13 protein-coding genes and 1 riboswitch are annotated in these 13,371 nt (G+C 63.3%); of the genes, 9 read left to right on the top strand and 4 right to left on the bottom strand.

The window, feature by feature from the left end; genetic code table 11:
* The first annotated feature begins 21 nt into the window (after positions 1–21).
* The 3 genes from NKK50_RS10610 (at position 22) to NKK50_RS10600 (ending at position 3,228) form a co-directional block, all read left to right on the top strand.
* Positions 22–1,287, top strand: a complete 1,266-nt coding sequence (locus NKK50_RS10610) for an ATP-binding protein (RefSeq protein ID WP_023688695.1) — start codon at positions 22–24, stop codon at positions 1,285–1,287.
* Between the two features lie 115 nt (positions 1,288–1,402).
* Entirely contained in the window at positions 1,403–2,125 is a 723-nt protein-coding gene (gene phoU / locus NKK50_RS10605; RefSeq protein ID WP_023669625.1) for a phosphate signaling complex protein PhoU, read from the top strand.
* Positions 2,126–2,220: 95 nt separating this feature from the next.
* Positions 2,221–3,228 carry a magnesium and cobalt transport protein CorA gene (locus NKK50_RS10600; RefSeq protein ID WP_023669626.1) on the top strand — a complete coding sequence of 336 codons (1,008 nt, stop codon included), beginning with the start codon at positions 2,221–2,223 and terminating at the stop codon, positions 3,226–3,228.
* Positions 3,229–3,346: 118 nt separating this feature from the next.
* On the opposite strand, the gene NKK50_RS10595 is transcribed toward NKK50_RS10600, so the two are convergent.
* The gene (locus tag NKK50_RS10595; RefSeq protein ID WP_023669627.1) at positions 3,347–3,865 is read right to left on the bottom strand and encodes a GcrA family cell cycle regulator; all 519 of its coding nucleotides are present in this window, start codon (positions 3,863–3,865) and stop codon (positions 3,347–3,349) included.
* A gap of 358 nt (positions 3,866–4,223) precedes the next feature.
* Between NKK50_RS10595 and NKK50_RS10590 the strand changes: the two genes are divergently transcribed.
* The 3 genes from NKK50_RS10590 to NKK50_RS10580 all read left to right on the top strand — a co-directional run bounded on the left by NKK50_RS10590 (position 4,224) and on the right by NKK50_RS10580 (position 7,493).
* Positions 4,224–5,423 (top strand): aspartate aminotransferase family protein, encoded by a 1,200-nt coding sequence (locus tag NKK50_RS10590; protein ID WP_023745297.1) that lies wholly within the window; start codon positions 4,224–4,226, stop codon positions 5,421–5,423.
* Between the two features lie 18 nt (positions 5,424–5,441).
* Complete coding sequence (gene argF, locus NKK50_RS10585; RefSeq protein WP_023681949.1) at positions 5,442–6,353, top strand: ornithine carbamoyltransferase; 912 nt, start codon at positions 5,442–5,444, stop codon at positions 6,351–6,353.
* Between the two features lie 108 nt (positions 6,354–6,461).
* A complete protein-coding gene (locus NKK50_RS10580) occupies positions 6,462–7,493 on the top strand; it encodes an Hsp33 family molecular chaperone (RefSeq protein ID WP_352543355.1) in 1,032 nt (343 codons plus the stop codon).
* 186 nt (positions 7,494–7,679) lie between these two features.
* Here NKK50_RS10580 and apaG read toward each other — a convergent pair whose 3' ends face one another.
* Positions 7,680–8,072, bottom strand: coding sequence for a Co2+/Mg2+ efflux facilitator ApaG/CorD (gene apaG / locus NKK50_RS10575; protein ID WP_023681948.1), 393 nt, complete (start codon positions 8,070–8,072; stop codon positions 7,680–7,682).
* A 221-nt stretch (positions 8,073–8,293) separates the two neighbouring features.
* Between apaG and NKK50_RS10570 the strand changes: the two genes are divergently transcribed.
* Complete coding sequence (locus NKK50_RS10570; RefSeq protein WP_352543354.1) at positions 8,294–9,445, top strand: ceramide glucosyltransferase; 1,152 nt, start codon at positions 8,294–8,296, stop codon at positions 9,443–9,445.
* 11 nt (positions 9,446–9,456) lie between these two features.
* Here NKK50_RS10570 and NKK50_RS10565 read toward each other — a convergent pair whose 3' ends face one another.
* On the bottom strand, positions 9,457–10,647 hold the full coding sequence (locus NKK50_RS10565; protein WP_352543353.1) for an O-succinylhomoserine sulfhydrylase: 1,191 nt from the start codon (positions 10,645–10,647) through the stop codon (positions 9,457–9,459).
* Between the two features lie 57 nt (positions 10,648–10,704).
* A riboswitch (SAM riboswitch) is annotated at positions 10,705–10,782 on the bottom strand.
* A 140-nt stretch (positions 10,783–10,922) separates the two neighbouring features.
* On the opposite strand from NKK50_RS10565, the gene NKK50_RS10560 reads away from it, so the two are divergent.
* The gene (locus tag NKK50_RS10560; RefSeq protein ID WP_023738218.1) at positions 10,923–12,017 is read left to right on the top strand and encodes a 2'-deoxycytidine 5'-triphosphate deaminase; all 1,095 of its coding nucleotides are present in this window, start codon (positions 10,923–10,925) and stop codon (positions 12,015–12,017) included.
* Between the two features lie 101 nt (positions 12,018–12,118).
* Positions 12,119–12,889, top strand: coding sequence for an ABC transporter substrate-binding protein (locus tag NKK50_RS10555; RefSeq protein ID WP_023688688.1), 771 nt, complete (start codon positions 12,119–12,121; stop codon positions 12,887–12,889).
* Positions 12,890–12,905: 16 nt separating this feature from the next.
* Here NKK50_RS10555 and NKK50_RS10550 read toward each other — a convergent pair whose 3' ends face one another.
* On the bottom strand, positions 12,906–13,355 hold the full coding sequence (locus NKK50_RS10550) for a hypothetical protein (protein ID WP_352543352.1): 450 nt from the start codon (positions 13,353–13,355) through the stop codon (positions 12,906–12,908).
* Positions 13,356–13,371: the final 16 nt, after the last annotated feature.

Raw genomic sequence — 13,371 nt, 5'->3', positions numbered from 1 at the left:
ACAGAAGCACGGAAAGCACGAATGGCTGACACCGGCGCAGAGCGGACAACCACGGGGCAAGCCGTCGCCGGCCGGCTGTGGAACAGCCGATGGCTGCTTGCCGCCGGTGCGATCGCCATCATGGCCGTTTATGGGTTTGCCGGTATCTCCGCCTATGTGGTCATGGCTGCGTTGACGGTGCTGCTGGCCGCCGCGCTTCTGCCAACCGGTGGCGCCAGCCGGTCCGCTGAGACCATTGCCACGATCGAGGCGAGTGGGCTGCAGCGGCTTTCCGGCGAATATCTTGCGGCTGCCGTTGCCGATCCGCTGATCATCTTCGACCGCACCGCCACCATCGTCCACGCCAATGCCGCCGCCTTTGCCGCCTTTGTCGGTATCGCGCCCGGCCTGTCGCTGTCGCTAAAATTCCGCGCGCCGGAAATGCAGGCCTTGCTGGACGGCGTGCTGTCGGGAACCGTCGCCTCCGATGCCGTCGACTACACCGAGAAGCTGCCGGTGGAACGGGCCTACCGGGTCAGCGCGTCCTCGGTCGGCCACGCCACCGATCTCTATGTGCTGGTATTCAAGGACCAGAGTGAGACGCGCCGCATCGACCGCATGCGCGCTGACTTCATAGCCAATGCCAGCCACGAGTTGCGCACCCCGCTTGCTTCAATCTCGGGCTTCGTCGAGACGTTGCGCGGCCCGGCCCGCAACGATCCGGCGGCGCGCGAGCAGTTCCTGCAGATCATGCAGAACCAGACCGGCCGCATGGCGCGCCTCATCGACGATCTCCTGTCGCTGTCGAGGCTTGAAATGAAGCCTTACCTGAGGCCGGGAACCGAGGTCGATCTGCGCCAGACCATCGACAGCGTCATCGATTCACTAGGCCCGCTCGCCAGCGAGAACGGCGTCGTCATCGAACGCGACTACGCCGAGGGGCCGCTCGACGTGCCCGGAGACCGCGACGAGCTGTTCCAGGTGTTCGAGAATCTCTTGGAAAACGCCTGCAAATACGGCCAGCCTGGCGGACGCGTCACGGTGTCGATCGCGCGGGGCGAGGCCGGCCCGGAACCGGGCATCGATGTAACCATCAGGGACTACGGCCCGGGCATCCCGGAAGAGCACATACCGCGCATTACCGAGCGCTTCTATCGCGTCGACGTGGAGAGCAGCCGCACGCAGAAAGGCACCGGTCTTGGCCTGTCCATCGTCAAGCATATTCTGACGCGCCACAACGCCCGGCTTTCGATCAAGTCGGAGGTTGGCAAGGGCGCGGCGTTCACGGTCCATTTGCCGGCAGGCTGAGGCGGTACTATCTGCTAACTGCCTGTTTCTTCTTTCTGTCATCCGGCTAGCGTATCAGCACAGGGGTCGAGGAAACGACTCAAAAGGCCAAAGATTTAAGGAAGGCATTTCGCCCATGCAGTCCGTACACATTGTCAGCGCCTATGACGAAGAGCTGAAATACCTGGCGAAGCGCATCGCTGCGATGGGCGGCCATGCCGAGCGCATGGTCGAGCAGGCGATCCAGGCGCTGGTCAATGCCGATCCCGGCCTCGCCCAGAAGGTCATCCGCGACGACATCGTGCTTGACGAGGGCCAGCGCGAAATCGACGACAAAGCCATCGTCATCATCGCCAAGCGCCAGCCCATGGCGACCGATCTGCGCGAGATCGTCGGCGCCATCCGCATTTCGGCCGACCTCGAACGGGTCGGTGACCTCGCCAAGAACGTCGCCAAGCGTGTGGTCAGCGTCATTGATGGCCGCCAGCCGACCAGCCTGTTTCGCGGCCTCGAGGCGCTGGCCGAACTCGCTTTGACCCAGCTCAAGGAAGTGCTCGACGTCTATGCCTCGCGCTCGGTCGAGAAAATAGGCTTCGTTCGCGACCGCGACGACCAGATCGATGCCATGTACACCTCGCTGTTTCGCGAGCTTTTGACCTACATGATGGAAGATCCGCGCAACATCACGCCGTGCACGCATCTGCTGTTTTGCGCCAAGAACATCGAGCGCATCGGCGACCACGCCACCAACATTGCCGAGACGATCTACTACATCGTCACCGGCGAGCAGTTGCCGGCCGAGCGTCCAAAGGGCGACAAGACCGACAAGATTGCCCTTCCGGCGCTGCCGGTGAAGTGATCGCGCGCCCCTCGAACGCTTAATCATATTGCGCTAAACTGCCCGGATGTTAGCGTCTCGGTTCCTGGCCAAGGCCAGGCGCTCAGGAGGCTGCGATGGAATATGTCCGAGAGTTCAAGCCGGCGCCGGCATCGTCCGGCATCATCGCGTCGAGCGTCTACACCGCCGGCAAGCGCATCGCCGACATTCCGATCGAGGAAGCCGGTGAATGGGCCAAGAAGTCGGGCCATGTCGTCTGGATCGGGCTGCTCGAACCCGACCGCGAGCTTCTGCTGCGCGTCAAGGCGCAATTCCATTTGCATGAGCTGGCGATTGAAGACGCCGAACATCCGCACCAGCGGCCGAAGATCGAGCAATATGGCGATGCGCTGTTCATCGTTGCCCGCACTGCACAGCTGATCGACGGACGCGTCACCTTCGGCGAGACGCATCTGTTCGTCGGCTCAGGCTATATCGTCAGCGTCAGGCATGGTCCCTCGACCTCATACGCCGCCGTGCGCCAGCACTGGGAAAGCTGTCCGCACTCACTGGCCAAGGGCGAGGATTTCGTCCTCTACGCCATTCTCGACTTCATCGTCGACAACTACATGCCGGTGCTCGAGCAGATCGAGGACGAGGTCGAGGCGATCGAGGACAGGGTGCTGCTGAAGCCGATGACCGGTCCCGACATCGAGCGGCTCTATATGCTGCGCCGCGATCTGTTGCGCCTGCGCAATGCGGCGCTGCCGCTGGTCGAGGTCTGCCGCCGGCTGACCAGCGCCGACCTGCCGCAGATCCATACCGCCATGCATCCGCTGTTTCGCGATGTCACCGATCATATCCGCACCGTGCAGGAAAAGATCGACAGCCTGCGCGAGGTTCTGGCCTTCGCTTTCGAAGCCAGCCTGCTGGTCGGCCAGAGCCAGGAAACCGCGAACACCAAGAAGCTGGCCTCATGGGCCGCGATCCTGGCGGTGCCGACGGCGCTCGCCGGCATTTACGGCATGAATTTCGACGACATGCCGGAGCTGAAGATGCAATACGGCTATCCCGTCGTATTGGTCTCGATCGCGCTGATCTGCTCGTTTTTGTATTGGCGATTTCGGAAGAGTGGGTGGCTGTGATGGTAGGCAGTAGGCAGTAGGCAGTAGGCAGTAGGCAGTAGGCAGTAGGCAGAATAAGGTAGCGCCTCACGAGCGCTACCCCATTCCCTACTGCCCAGTCCCCAATCCCTATTCCTAACTACCGGCTTCTGCGCCGCTCTGAAGCCGGCTGGAACGCCACCCTTGCGTGGTACTTGCAGTAAGGTCCGGTTTCGGCCGCCTCGTTGCCGCAGAAGTTGAAGTCTTCCGACAGCGGGTCGCCATTCGGCCATTTGCAGGTGCGCTCGGTGAGATCGGTGAGCTGCAGATGCCGCGAGATCGGCACGACGACGTTTTCGACCGGGCGGATGTAGTGGCGCGCCACTGGCTCGGCGTCGAACTGCGCCTGCAGCGCGTTCGCCCCGATCGACGTCGTGACATGGCGCTGCGTGGTTGCGGCGCGCGGCACCGATTTCTGGATCGAAGATCCCTGCGTTGTCTTCTTCTGACGCGCCGGCGTCGCGGTCGAGCGTCCGCGGCCCGACAGCTTCAGCCGGTGCACCTTGCCGATGACCGCGTTGCGGCTGACCCCGCCGAGTTGTGCGGCGATCTGGCTTGCGCTCAAGCCCTCCGACCACAGTTTCCTGAGAAGTTCGACCCGCTCGTCAGTCCAGTTCATGAGACCGCGCTCCTGCTAAGTGTGCGGCAGCCGGAATCCGTTCCCGACCCGGCAATCTTTGCCGGGGCAGACACCACATATATTAGGTGATTAGGTCCGCCGCACGAAATCTAGTTATTTCCCGACTACAATTACCTCATGTGTTGACTCGGTGACAAGAGTCCCAGGTGCAACACGAATCGGTTTTTTAGGTTTTCCCCAACTTGCCCGGTCGCTTATGAGCCGGCGTCTCGTCGGGAGCTGGCCACGCGCCTCTGCACGACGTTTTCGTTGACTTCATGGCCGAAAAACACGATAAGCCGCAAAGGCCGCCGCTTTGGCGGCTTTTTTGATTTTTCCGGTACCGGAGACGCATATAATGAGCGGTTCGGCGCTTTACGAGACCTTTGCCCGCGCCCCTTTGGCCTTCGATCATGGCGAAGGCACCTGGCTGGTTACCGACAAGGGCGAGCGATATCTCGATTTCGCTGGCGGCATCGCGGTCAATTCGTTGGGCCACAGCCATCCGCATCTGGTCTCGGCGCTGACCGAACAGGCGGCCAAGCTCTGGCACGTCTCCAATCTCTACGAGATCCCGGGGCAGGCCCGGCTCGGCGAGCGGCTGGCTGACGCCACCTTCGCCGACAAGGTGTTCTTCACCAATTCCGGCGCCGAGGCGCTCGAATGCGCGATCAAGACGGCGCGGCGCTACCAGTTCGTCAAGGGCCATCCCGAGCGCTTCCGGGTCATTACCTTCGAAGGCGCCTTCCACGGCCGCACGCTGGCGACCATCGCCGCCGGCGGCCAGTACAAATATCTCGAAGGCTTCGGCCCCAAGGTCGAAGGCTTCGACCAGGTCGGCTTCGACGACATCGACGCCGCCGAGAAGGCGATCACACCAGAGACCGCCGCGATCCTGATCGAACCGGTACAGGGCGAGGGCGGCATCCGCCCGGTGCCGACGCAATCCTTGAAGCGGCTGCGGCAGCTCTGCGACCAGCATGGCCTGCTGCTGATCTTCGATGAGGTCCAGTGCGGTATCGGTCGCACCGGAAAGCTGTTCGCGCATGAATGGACCGGCGTGACGCCCGACATCATGGCGATTGCCAAGGGCATTGGCGGCGGCTTCCCGATGGGCGCGTGCCTCGCCACCGACGACGCTGTCGTCGGCATGACGGCAGGCGTGCATGGCACCACTTTCGGCGGCAATCCGCTGGCCATGGCGGTCGGCAACGCTGTGCTCGACGTCGTGCTGGAAGACGGCTTCCTCGAAGACGTCCAGCGCAAGGCATTGCTGATGAAGCAGGGCCTGGCGGCGGTCGCCGACGAATTTCCTGATGTCATCGAAGGCATCAGGGGCAGCGGCCTGATGCTTGGCCTGAAATGCGCCATGCCCAACACCAAGGTCAACATGGCGCTGCGCGACCAGCATCTGCTGGCGGTGCCGGCAGGCGACAACGTCATTCGTCTGCTGCCGCCGCTGACCGTCACCGACGCCGAGATCGGCGAAGCGCTCGATCGCATCCGCGCCGGCGCCAAGGGCCTGACCGACGCCATCGCCGCGGCCGCCTCGAAGTAATCCCGAGAGCCATTCCCGATGAGCCTTCGCCATTTCACCGATCTTTCCGCCGTTTCCGAAGGCGATCTGCGCCTGATGCTGGACGATGCGGTGGTGCGCAAGGCGCGCCTCAAGGCCGGCGAACGGACCAAACCGCTCGAAGGCAAGGTGCTGGCCATGATCTTCGACAAGCCGTCGACGCGCACGCGCGTGTCCTTCGACGTCGGCATGCGACAGCTCGGCGGCGAGACCATCATGCTGACCGGGACCGAAATGCAGCTCGGCCGCTCCGAGACCATTGCCGACACCGCCAAGGTGCTGTCGCGCTATGTCGACGCCATCATGATCCGCACCACGTCGCATGAGCGGCTGCTCGAGCTGACCGAGAATGCCACGATTCCGGTCATCAACGGGCTGACCGACGACACCCATCCCTGTCAGCTGATGGCCGACATCATGACCTTCGAGGAGCATCGCGGTCCGGTTGCCGGCAAGACCATCGCCTGGACCGGCGACGGCAACAACGTGCTGCATTCGCTGCTCGAGGCCTCGGCGCGGTTCCGCTTCAACCTGAACGTCGCAGTGCCGGAAGGCAGCGAGCCGGCGCAGAAGCACATCGACTGGTCGAAGACCAATGGCGGCAAGCTGCACTTCACCCGCTCGCCCGAAGAGGCCGTCGACCAGGCCGACTGCATCGTCACCGACTGCTGGGTGTCGATGGGCCAGGAACACCGCGCCCGCGGCCATAATGTCTTCTCGCCCTATCAGGTCAATGCGGCGCTGATGGCCAGGGCCAAGCCCGACGCCCTGTTCATGCACTGCCTGCCGGCGCATCGTGGCGAGGAAGTGACCGACGAGGTCATCGACGGTCCGCATTCGGTGGTCTTCGACGAAGCCGAGAACCGGCTCCACGCCCAGAAGGCGGTTTTGGCCTGGTGTCTGGGCGCTTGATCTCCAGGCGCTTGATCTCCAAGCGCTTGATCCGGGGCGGCGCGATGCCTATTTGCGCCCCATCACGCAAATCAAGCGCGTTTGGACGCATGCACCCCTCCGGGCCGCATGGCCGCGCCCTGGAGCTTTGTCATGTTGGAAACGCATCAAGTGACTGAACATCACCCCAAACTCGGCGAGTTCGGCTATGCCGGCGACGATCATGTCGTACCCTTCGAGGTCGGCCCGCTCGACGTGCGCGGCCGCACCGTGCAACTCGGGCCGATGCTCGACGCCATCCTCAACCGTCACGACTATCCCGAGCCGGTCGCCCGCCTGCTCGCGGAAGCCTGTGTGCTGACGGTGCTGCTCGGCACCTCGCTCAAATTCGAAGGCAAGTTCATCTTGCAGACCCGCACCGACGGCCCGGTCGACATGCTGGTCGCGGATTTCTCCACGCCTTCGGCATTGCGCGCCTATGCGCGTTTCGACGCCGACCGGCTGGAGGCCCTGGTGGCCGCAGGCCAGACCTCGCAGCAGACGCTGCTGGGCAGCGGCGTTTTGGCGCTGACCATCGACCAGGGCGCGCACACGCAGCGCTATCAGGGCATCGTCCAGCTCGACGGCGAGACGCTGGAGGACGCCGCGCGCACCTATTTCCGCCAGTCGGAGCAGATCCCGACCGACCTCAGGCTGTCGGTGGCCAAGCTTCTGACGCCAGGTCCCGGCGGCGCTCGTGAGCAGTGGCGCGCCGGCGGTATCCTGGCGCAGTTCCTGCCGCAGTCACCCGAGCGCATGCGCGTGCCGGACATTTCGGGCGGCGACGGCGATCCGCGTGACGTGACGCAGGAGCCGGCCGACAATTCGTGGCGCGAGCTGGTGGCGCTGCTCGGCACCATCGAGCCGACCGAGCTGATCGACCCGACCATCGGCGCCGAGCGGCTGCTCTACAGGCTGTTCCACGAACATGGCGTGCGCGTCTTCGGCGGCGTGCCGGTCGCCGACCAATGTTCATGCTCAAGGGACAAGATACGCGGCATCCTCGAGGGGTTTTCCGCGCAGGAGATCAAGGACAGCACCGAAGATGGCGGCATCCACGTCGCCTGCGAGTTCTGCTCGAAGCGGTACGACTTCGACCCGGCGGAGTTTGCAGCTCAGTAGCATCTCTTCCTTCTCCCCGTTCACGGGGAGAAGGTGCCCGAAGGGCGGATGAGGGGCAGCGCGAACTTTGGTGAATGGCCGCGCATAGCCTACGTCATGTGCGTGGAAGATAACCTCATGAGTCCGGCGGCGCCCCTCATTGCACTGCCGGGCATTCCTCCCCGTATAGAGATGGGGAGAAAACCCCTAATTCACCGTCCGCCGCGTCCCCGGCAGATCCAGCGAAAACGCGGGAATAGCGACGTCGAACGTCTCGCCCTTTTTGTTGCGCATGGTGTAGTGGCCGACCATGAAGCCGGAGGGCGTCGAGAGCGGGCAGCCTGACGTGTATTGATAGCTGTCGCCCGGATTGAGCTCAGGCTGGTCGCCGACCACGCCGGCGCCGCGCACTTCCTCGATCCGGCCGCTGCCGTCGGTGATGTGCCAGTAACGCGACATAAGCTGCACGAAATCGTCCGACTGGTTGTCGATCGTCACCTGGTAGCCCCAGACATAACGGTTCTCCGCCGGGTCCGAGCGGTCCTCCAGGTAGAACGGTCTGACCTGCACTTCGATGTTGCGCGTGACGGCGCGATACATGGGCTGCTCCGGTTGCGCGGCAAGGAACATTTGTCGCGCTATGCGGTTTGATACGCGCACAACGGCATGTCCTGCCAGCCTCAAAGCGGAGGTGCCGACAAACAATGTCATTTAAGTGACACATGACAGTGTTGGTGTGCGCAAACCTTGCCGGCGACTCAAGGCCCATCTGTCGACTGACAAAGCAGCCGCGAGCGGCCTTTCCGGAGTGACCAGATCTCATGGAACCAGCTCTCACAGCCGCCTTCGCTTCCTCCGCTTTGCTTCTTTCCAATCTCGCCAGCATCCTGCTTGCTTCGTCGAAACTGCAAGCGCGTCGCCTTATCCCTCCGCCGTCCGACGAGCAGCCACCGGTCTCGATCGTCGTGCCGTCGCGCGGCGTGGAGCCGTTCACACAAGAGACGCTGCAGCGAGCCTTCTCGCTCGACTGGCCGCGCTACGAACTGATCTTCTGCGTCGCTCACGCCGACGATCCCGTCGTCAAACTGATAAACAGGGCGATCGTCCTGTTTCCCAACGTGCCGGCCCGGCTGCTGATCGGCGACGACCGCGTCAGCAGCAACCCGAAGCTCAACAACTGCGTCAAGGGCTGGGAAGCGGCGCGCAATCATTGGGTCATTCTGGCGGATTCCAACGTGCTGATGCCTAGGGATTACGTCCAGCACCTGATGGCGGCCTGGGGGACCAATACCGGGCTTATCTGCTCGACGCCGATCGGCTCGCGGCCGGATGGCTTCTGGGCCGAGGTCGAATGCGCGTTCCTCAACACGCTGCAGGCGCGCTGGCAATATGCCGGCGAGGCGCTTGGCCTCGGCTTTGCCCAGGGCAAGAGCATGCTGTGGAACAAGCCGATGCTCGATACCAATGGCGGTATCCGCGCGCTGGCCGCCGAGATCGCCGAGGATGCTGCTGCAACCAAGCTGGTCAACGGACTGGGCCTGCGCGTCAATCTCGTTGCCTCGCCTTTCGAGCAACCACTGGGGCAGCGCCGACTTGCCGACATCTGGTCGCGTCAGGCGCGCTGGGCGCGGTTGCGCCGCGTCACTTTCCCGCTGTTTTTCGCACCCGAGATCCTGACCGGCGTCGCCGTGCCGTTGGCGTTGGCGCTGGTGGCGGCAGCAAGTGCCGGCGTCAGCCTGCCGGCCACGGTGTTGGCCGTGCTGGCGGCGGCCTACATTCCCGAATGCGCGCTGGCCGCGGCCAAGGGCTGGCACCTGTCGCTGCGCATGGTCCCGGCGATGATGGTGCGCGACATGATGCTTCCCGCCATCTGGGCGCGCGGCTGGCTGAGCGGCGCCGTCGACTGGCGCGGCAACATCATGACCATCGGCACCAAGACGGCCGAACTGGAAGAGGTTTCGTCGGGAGCGTGACGCCTCGCGGCCTATCCGGCTGCCTTCAGCGCCTGCGCAACGTCCTCCAGCAGATCGTCCGTATCCTCAAGACCGACCGACAGCCTGAGCGTTCCCGGCCCGATGCCAAGCTCGGCGCGAGCTTCGTCGCTGAGGTTCTTGTGGGTGGTGGTCGCCGGATGGGTGATCAGGCTCTTGGCGTCGCCGAGATTGTTGGAGATCAGCACGATGTCGAGCGCGTTCTGCAAGGCGAAGGCCGCCTGCTTGCCGCCCTTCACGTCGAGGCAGATCAGCGTCGATCCGCCCGTCATCTGCTTCTTGACGATGTCGGCCTGCGGGTGGTCGGCGCGGCCGGGATAGATGACGCGGGCGATTTCCGGCCGTCCTGCCATGAAATCCGCGATCTTGGCCGCGCTTTCCGTCTGCTGGCGCACCCGAACCGGCAGCGTCTCCAGGCCCTTGAGCAGCGTCCAGGCGTTGAACGGCGACAGGCTCGGGCCGGTGTGGCGGAAATAGTCGTGCAAATTCTCGTCGATCCATTTCTTGTCCGACAGGATGATGCCGCCGAGACAGCGTCCCTGGCCGTCAATGTGCTTGGTCGCGGAGTAGACGACGATATGGGCGCCGAGCTGCAAGGGCTTCTGCTGCAAGGGCGTGGCAAAGACATTGTCGACGATCAGCCTGGCGCCGATCGAGGTGGCGAGCGCCGCCACCGCTGCGATGTCGACCACTTCCAGCGTCGGATTGGTCGGGCTTTCCAGGAAGAACAGTTTCGTGTTCGGCCGCACCGCCTTTTCCCAGTTGGCGATGTCGGTCCCGTCGACCAGCGTTGCCTCGATGCCGTATTTCGGCGCCAGCGTCTCCACCACCCAGCGGCAGGAGCCGAACAGCGCGCGCGCCGCAACGATATGGTCGCCGGCCTTGGCGCTGCACAGGAGCGCTGCCGTCACCGCAGCCATGCCGGACGCCGTGGCGCGCGCATCTTCGGCACCCTCCAGCGCGCACATGCGCTTTTCGAACATGTCGACGGTAGGGTTGGCATAGCGCGAATAGATGAAGCCCGGCTCCTCGCCCTTGAAACGGGCCTCGGCAGCCTGCGCCGTCTCGTAGACATAGCCTTGGGTGAGGTACATCGCTTCGGACGTCTCGCCGAACTGGGAACGCAGCGTTCCCCCGTGCACGAGTGCGGTCTGAGGTTTCCAGTTACGCTTCTTGGTGCTCATCGCTTTTGTTCCAGACACAAAAAAACCGGCCGCGAAAGTCGCAACCGGTCCATATGGCCTTGCGGCCCGACGGTCCTTTAGCGACTTGTTTAACGTGGCTGCAAGCCGACCGGCCAAATCACCACGGGATAACGACCCTTTAGACCTCACCTGCGCTTGCGTCAATTGCCGGCTTCATTAAGAGGTTTGTACCAGGCAGGTTCCGCAATAATATCCAGCGGTTTTGCGGCAAGAACCTGCCACAAAGAGACCGACCTTGGAGCGGAGCCAGCCTTTTGCGGCAGACAGGCATTCTTCCCGATCAGGACATTTCCGCGCTGTTTCAGTCCGGCGCGCTGGAGTCGCCGCGCGCGCTCGATGTCGACCAGGTGCAGCCGGCGAGCCTCGATCTGAGGCTCGGCGACAAGGCTTTTCGCGTGCGCGCCTCCTTCCTGCCGGGTCCCGATCATCTGGTGGCCGACAAGCTTCACCGGCTGAAATTGCATGAGTTCAGTCTCGCCGAGGGCGCGGTGCTGGAAACCGGCTGCGTCTACATCGTGCCGCTGCTCGAAAGCCTGGCGCTGCCCGCAAACGTGTCCGCCTCGGCCAACCCGAAGAGCTCGACAGGCCGGCTCGACATCTTCACCCGGGTGATGACCGATCGCGGCCATGAGTTCGACAAGATCGCCGCCGGCTATCACGGGCCGCTTTATCTTGAAGTCAGTCCGCGCACCTTCCCGATCGTCGTGCGCGCCGGATCGCGACTGTCGCAGATCCGCTTTCGCACCGGAAACGCGCTGTTGTCGGAGGCAGAGCTGAACGAATTGCACCGCGCCGAGATGCTGGTGGCGACCGAGCCGCCCAACATTTCCGGCGGCGGCATTGCGCTGTCGATCGATCTTGACGGCGACCAGAACGGCCTGGTCGGCTATCGCGGCAAGCATCACACCGGCTTGGTCGATGTCGACAAGCGCGCCGCCCAGGATGCCGTCGATTTCTGGGAGCCGCTCTACAAGAGCGGCGCCGGCGAACTGGTGCTCGACCCGGACGAGTTCTACATCCTGGTCAGCCGCGAAGCCGTGCACGTGCCGCCGCTCTACGCCGCCGAGATGACGCCCTTCGATCCGCTGGTTGGCGAATTCCGTGTTCACTATGCCGGCTTCTTCGATCCGGGCTTCGGCCATTCGGCCTCAGGCGGCACCGGCAGCCGGGCGGTGCTCGAAGTGCGCAGCCACGAAGTGCCGTTCATCCTCGACCACGGCCAGATCGTCGGCCGGCTGGTCTACGAACACATGCTGAAGCGGCCGCAGGCGCTTTACGGCACCGATCTCGGCTCGAATTACCAGGCGCAAGGCCTCAAGCTCTCCAAGCATTTCCGCCCCGCCGGCTGAACCTTCGATCACCGTCAGGCAAAATACTTGCCTGCGCTGCCTCACCATGCTTGGCTGCCTTTCGGTGGCCGGCAAGAGAACGGCGCGCAAGGGGAACCAAAATGCAGATTTCAAGATGGATCATATCGGCAGCGGGCGCTGCCATGCTGGTGATATCGGCCGGCTCGCTGGCTGAGGCGCAGGAGAAATTGAAGATCGGCACCGAGGGCGCCTATCCGCCCTTCAACACCATCACCGCGGACGGCAAGATCGAGGGCTTCGACATCGACATTGCCAATGCGCTGTGTGCGCAGATGAAGGTCGAGTGCGAGATCGTCACCCAGGACTGGGACGGCATCATCCCGGCGCTGCAGGCGAAAAAGTTCGACGCCATCATCGCCTCGATGAGCATCACCGAGGAGCGCAAGAAACAGGTCGCCTTCACCAACAAATACTACACGACGCCGCTGGCGCTGGTGGCGCCGAAGGACAGCGACCTCACTTCCACCGAACCGGCAGCCCTTGCCGGCAAGACGGTGGGCGCGCAGGCCTCGACCACCCAGGCCGACTATGCGCAGGACGCCTATGGCAAGGCCGGCGCCGAGGCGAAACTCTACCCCACCCAGGAAGAGGCGATCACCGACCTGCAGAACGGCCGTCTCGACGCCGTCATCTCCGACAAATTCGTGCTGATGGACTGGCTGAAGAAGGCGAGCGACGGCTGCTGCAAGCTTGTCGGTGACGTCAAGGGCACCGAGACGCAAGCCGGCATCGCTGTCCGCCTGGAGGACACGGCACTTCGCGACAAGCTCAACGCGGCGATAGACGCCATCGTCGCCGACGGCACTTACAAGAAGATCCAGGCCAAGTATTTCGATTTCGATATCTATTGAGTCCCGTCCGCCGGCGTCAGCCGCGAAATAGATACGATTTCGCGGCGCCAAGGCAGGCATGAAAATGGCCGATAAACAGCAGTTCGCGTGCGGCCAAACGTTTCCTGCCCCAAAAGCCTTCGGTCAGTTTGACCTCGTCGAGCGAAGCGTTTGAGCCGCGCTTCAACGGGAACAACTGCTTGTCGAGGCAACCGAGGACATGGGCCTTGGCGGAGTCGATGCCGCAGACCTGGCCATTGTTGTTCAGCCTGTCGCTGCGAAGCGCTGATGTCATGTGATCCGTGTTGCGCATCAGAAAGCTCACCTGGGCTTTCGAATAGCCGGTTGCTAGAAGACGGCTCGTCATCGCCAAACGGGCTTCACGATAGGACTTCGGGCTGCACTGGCCGGCGCTAAAGGCCACCGACGGTTGGGTCAGAAACAGGGCCACGCCCGTGAACACAATGACAAGCCGCATTCCGTTCATTTGCGGCTCCCAAATT

The sequence above is a fragment of the Mesorhizobium sp. M0001 genome (genome assembly GCF_040324255.1).
In the GTDB taxonomy this organism is placed as follows: Bacteria; Pseudomonadota; Alphaproteobacteria; order Rhizobiales; family Rhizobiaceae; genus Mesorhizobium.
Note: the sequence above shows the minus strand (reverse complement) of the source record. Positions and strands in the feature narration are given on the sequence as shown.

What these genes read in the sequence shown, in the direction of transcription:
- NKK50_RS10610 (WP_023688695.1), top strand. Translation starts at nt 22, where the DNA reads ATGGCTGACACCGGCGCAGAGCGGACAACCACGGGGCAAGCCGTCGCC.
- phoU (WP_023669625.1), top strand. Translation starts at nt 1,403, where the DNA reads ATGCAGTCCGTACACATTGTCAGCGCCTATGACGAAGAGCTGAAATAC.
- NKK50_RS10600 (WP_023669626.1), top strand. Translation starts at nt 2,221, where the DNA reads ATGGAATATGTCCGAGAGTTCAAGCCGGCGCCGGCATCGTCCGGCATC.
- NKK50_RS10595 (WP_023669627.1), bottom strand. Translation starts at nt 3,865, where the DNA reads ATGAACTGGACTGACGAGCGGGTCGAACTTCTCAGGAAACTGTGGTCG.
- NKK50_RS10590 (WP_023745297.1), top strand. Translation starts at nt 4,224, where the DNA reads ATGAGCGGTTCGGCGCTTTACGAGACCTTTGCCCGCGCCCCTTTGGCC.
- argF (WP_023681949.1), top strand. Translation starts at nt 5,442, where the DNA reads ATGAGCCTTCGCCATTTCACCGATCTTTCCGCCGTTTCCGAAGGCGAT.
- NKK50_RS10580 (WP_352543355.1), top strand. Translation starts at nt 6,462, where the DNA reads ATGGCCGCGCCCTGGAGCTTTGTCATGTTGGAAACGCATCAAGTGACT.
- apaG (WP_023681948.1), bottom strand. Translation starts at nt 8,072, where the DNA reads ATGTATCGCGCCGTCACGCGCAACATCGAAGTGCAGGTCAGACCGTTC.
- NKK50_RS10570 (WP_352543354.1), top strand. Translation starts at nt 8,294, where the DNA reads ATGGAACCAGCTCTCACAGCCGCCTTCGCTTCCTCCGCTTTGCTTCTT.
- NKK50_RS10565 (WP_352543353.1), bottom strand. Translation starts at nt 10,647, where the DNA reads ATGAGCACCAAGAAGCGTAACTGGAAACCTCAGACCGCACTCGTGCAC.
- NKK50_RS10555 (WP_023688688.1), top strand. Translation starts at nt 12,119, where the DNA reads ATGCAGATTTCAAGATGGATCATATCGGCAGCGGGCGCTGCCATGCTG.
- NKK50_RS10550 (WP_352543352.1), bottom strand. Translation starts at nt 13,355, where the DNA reads ATGAACGGAATGCGGCTTGTCATTGTGTTCACGGGCGTGGCCCTGTTT.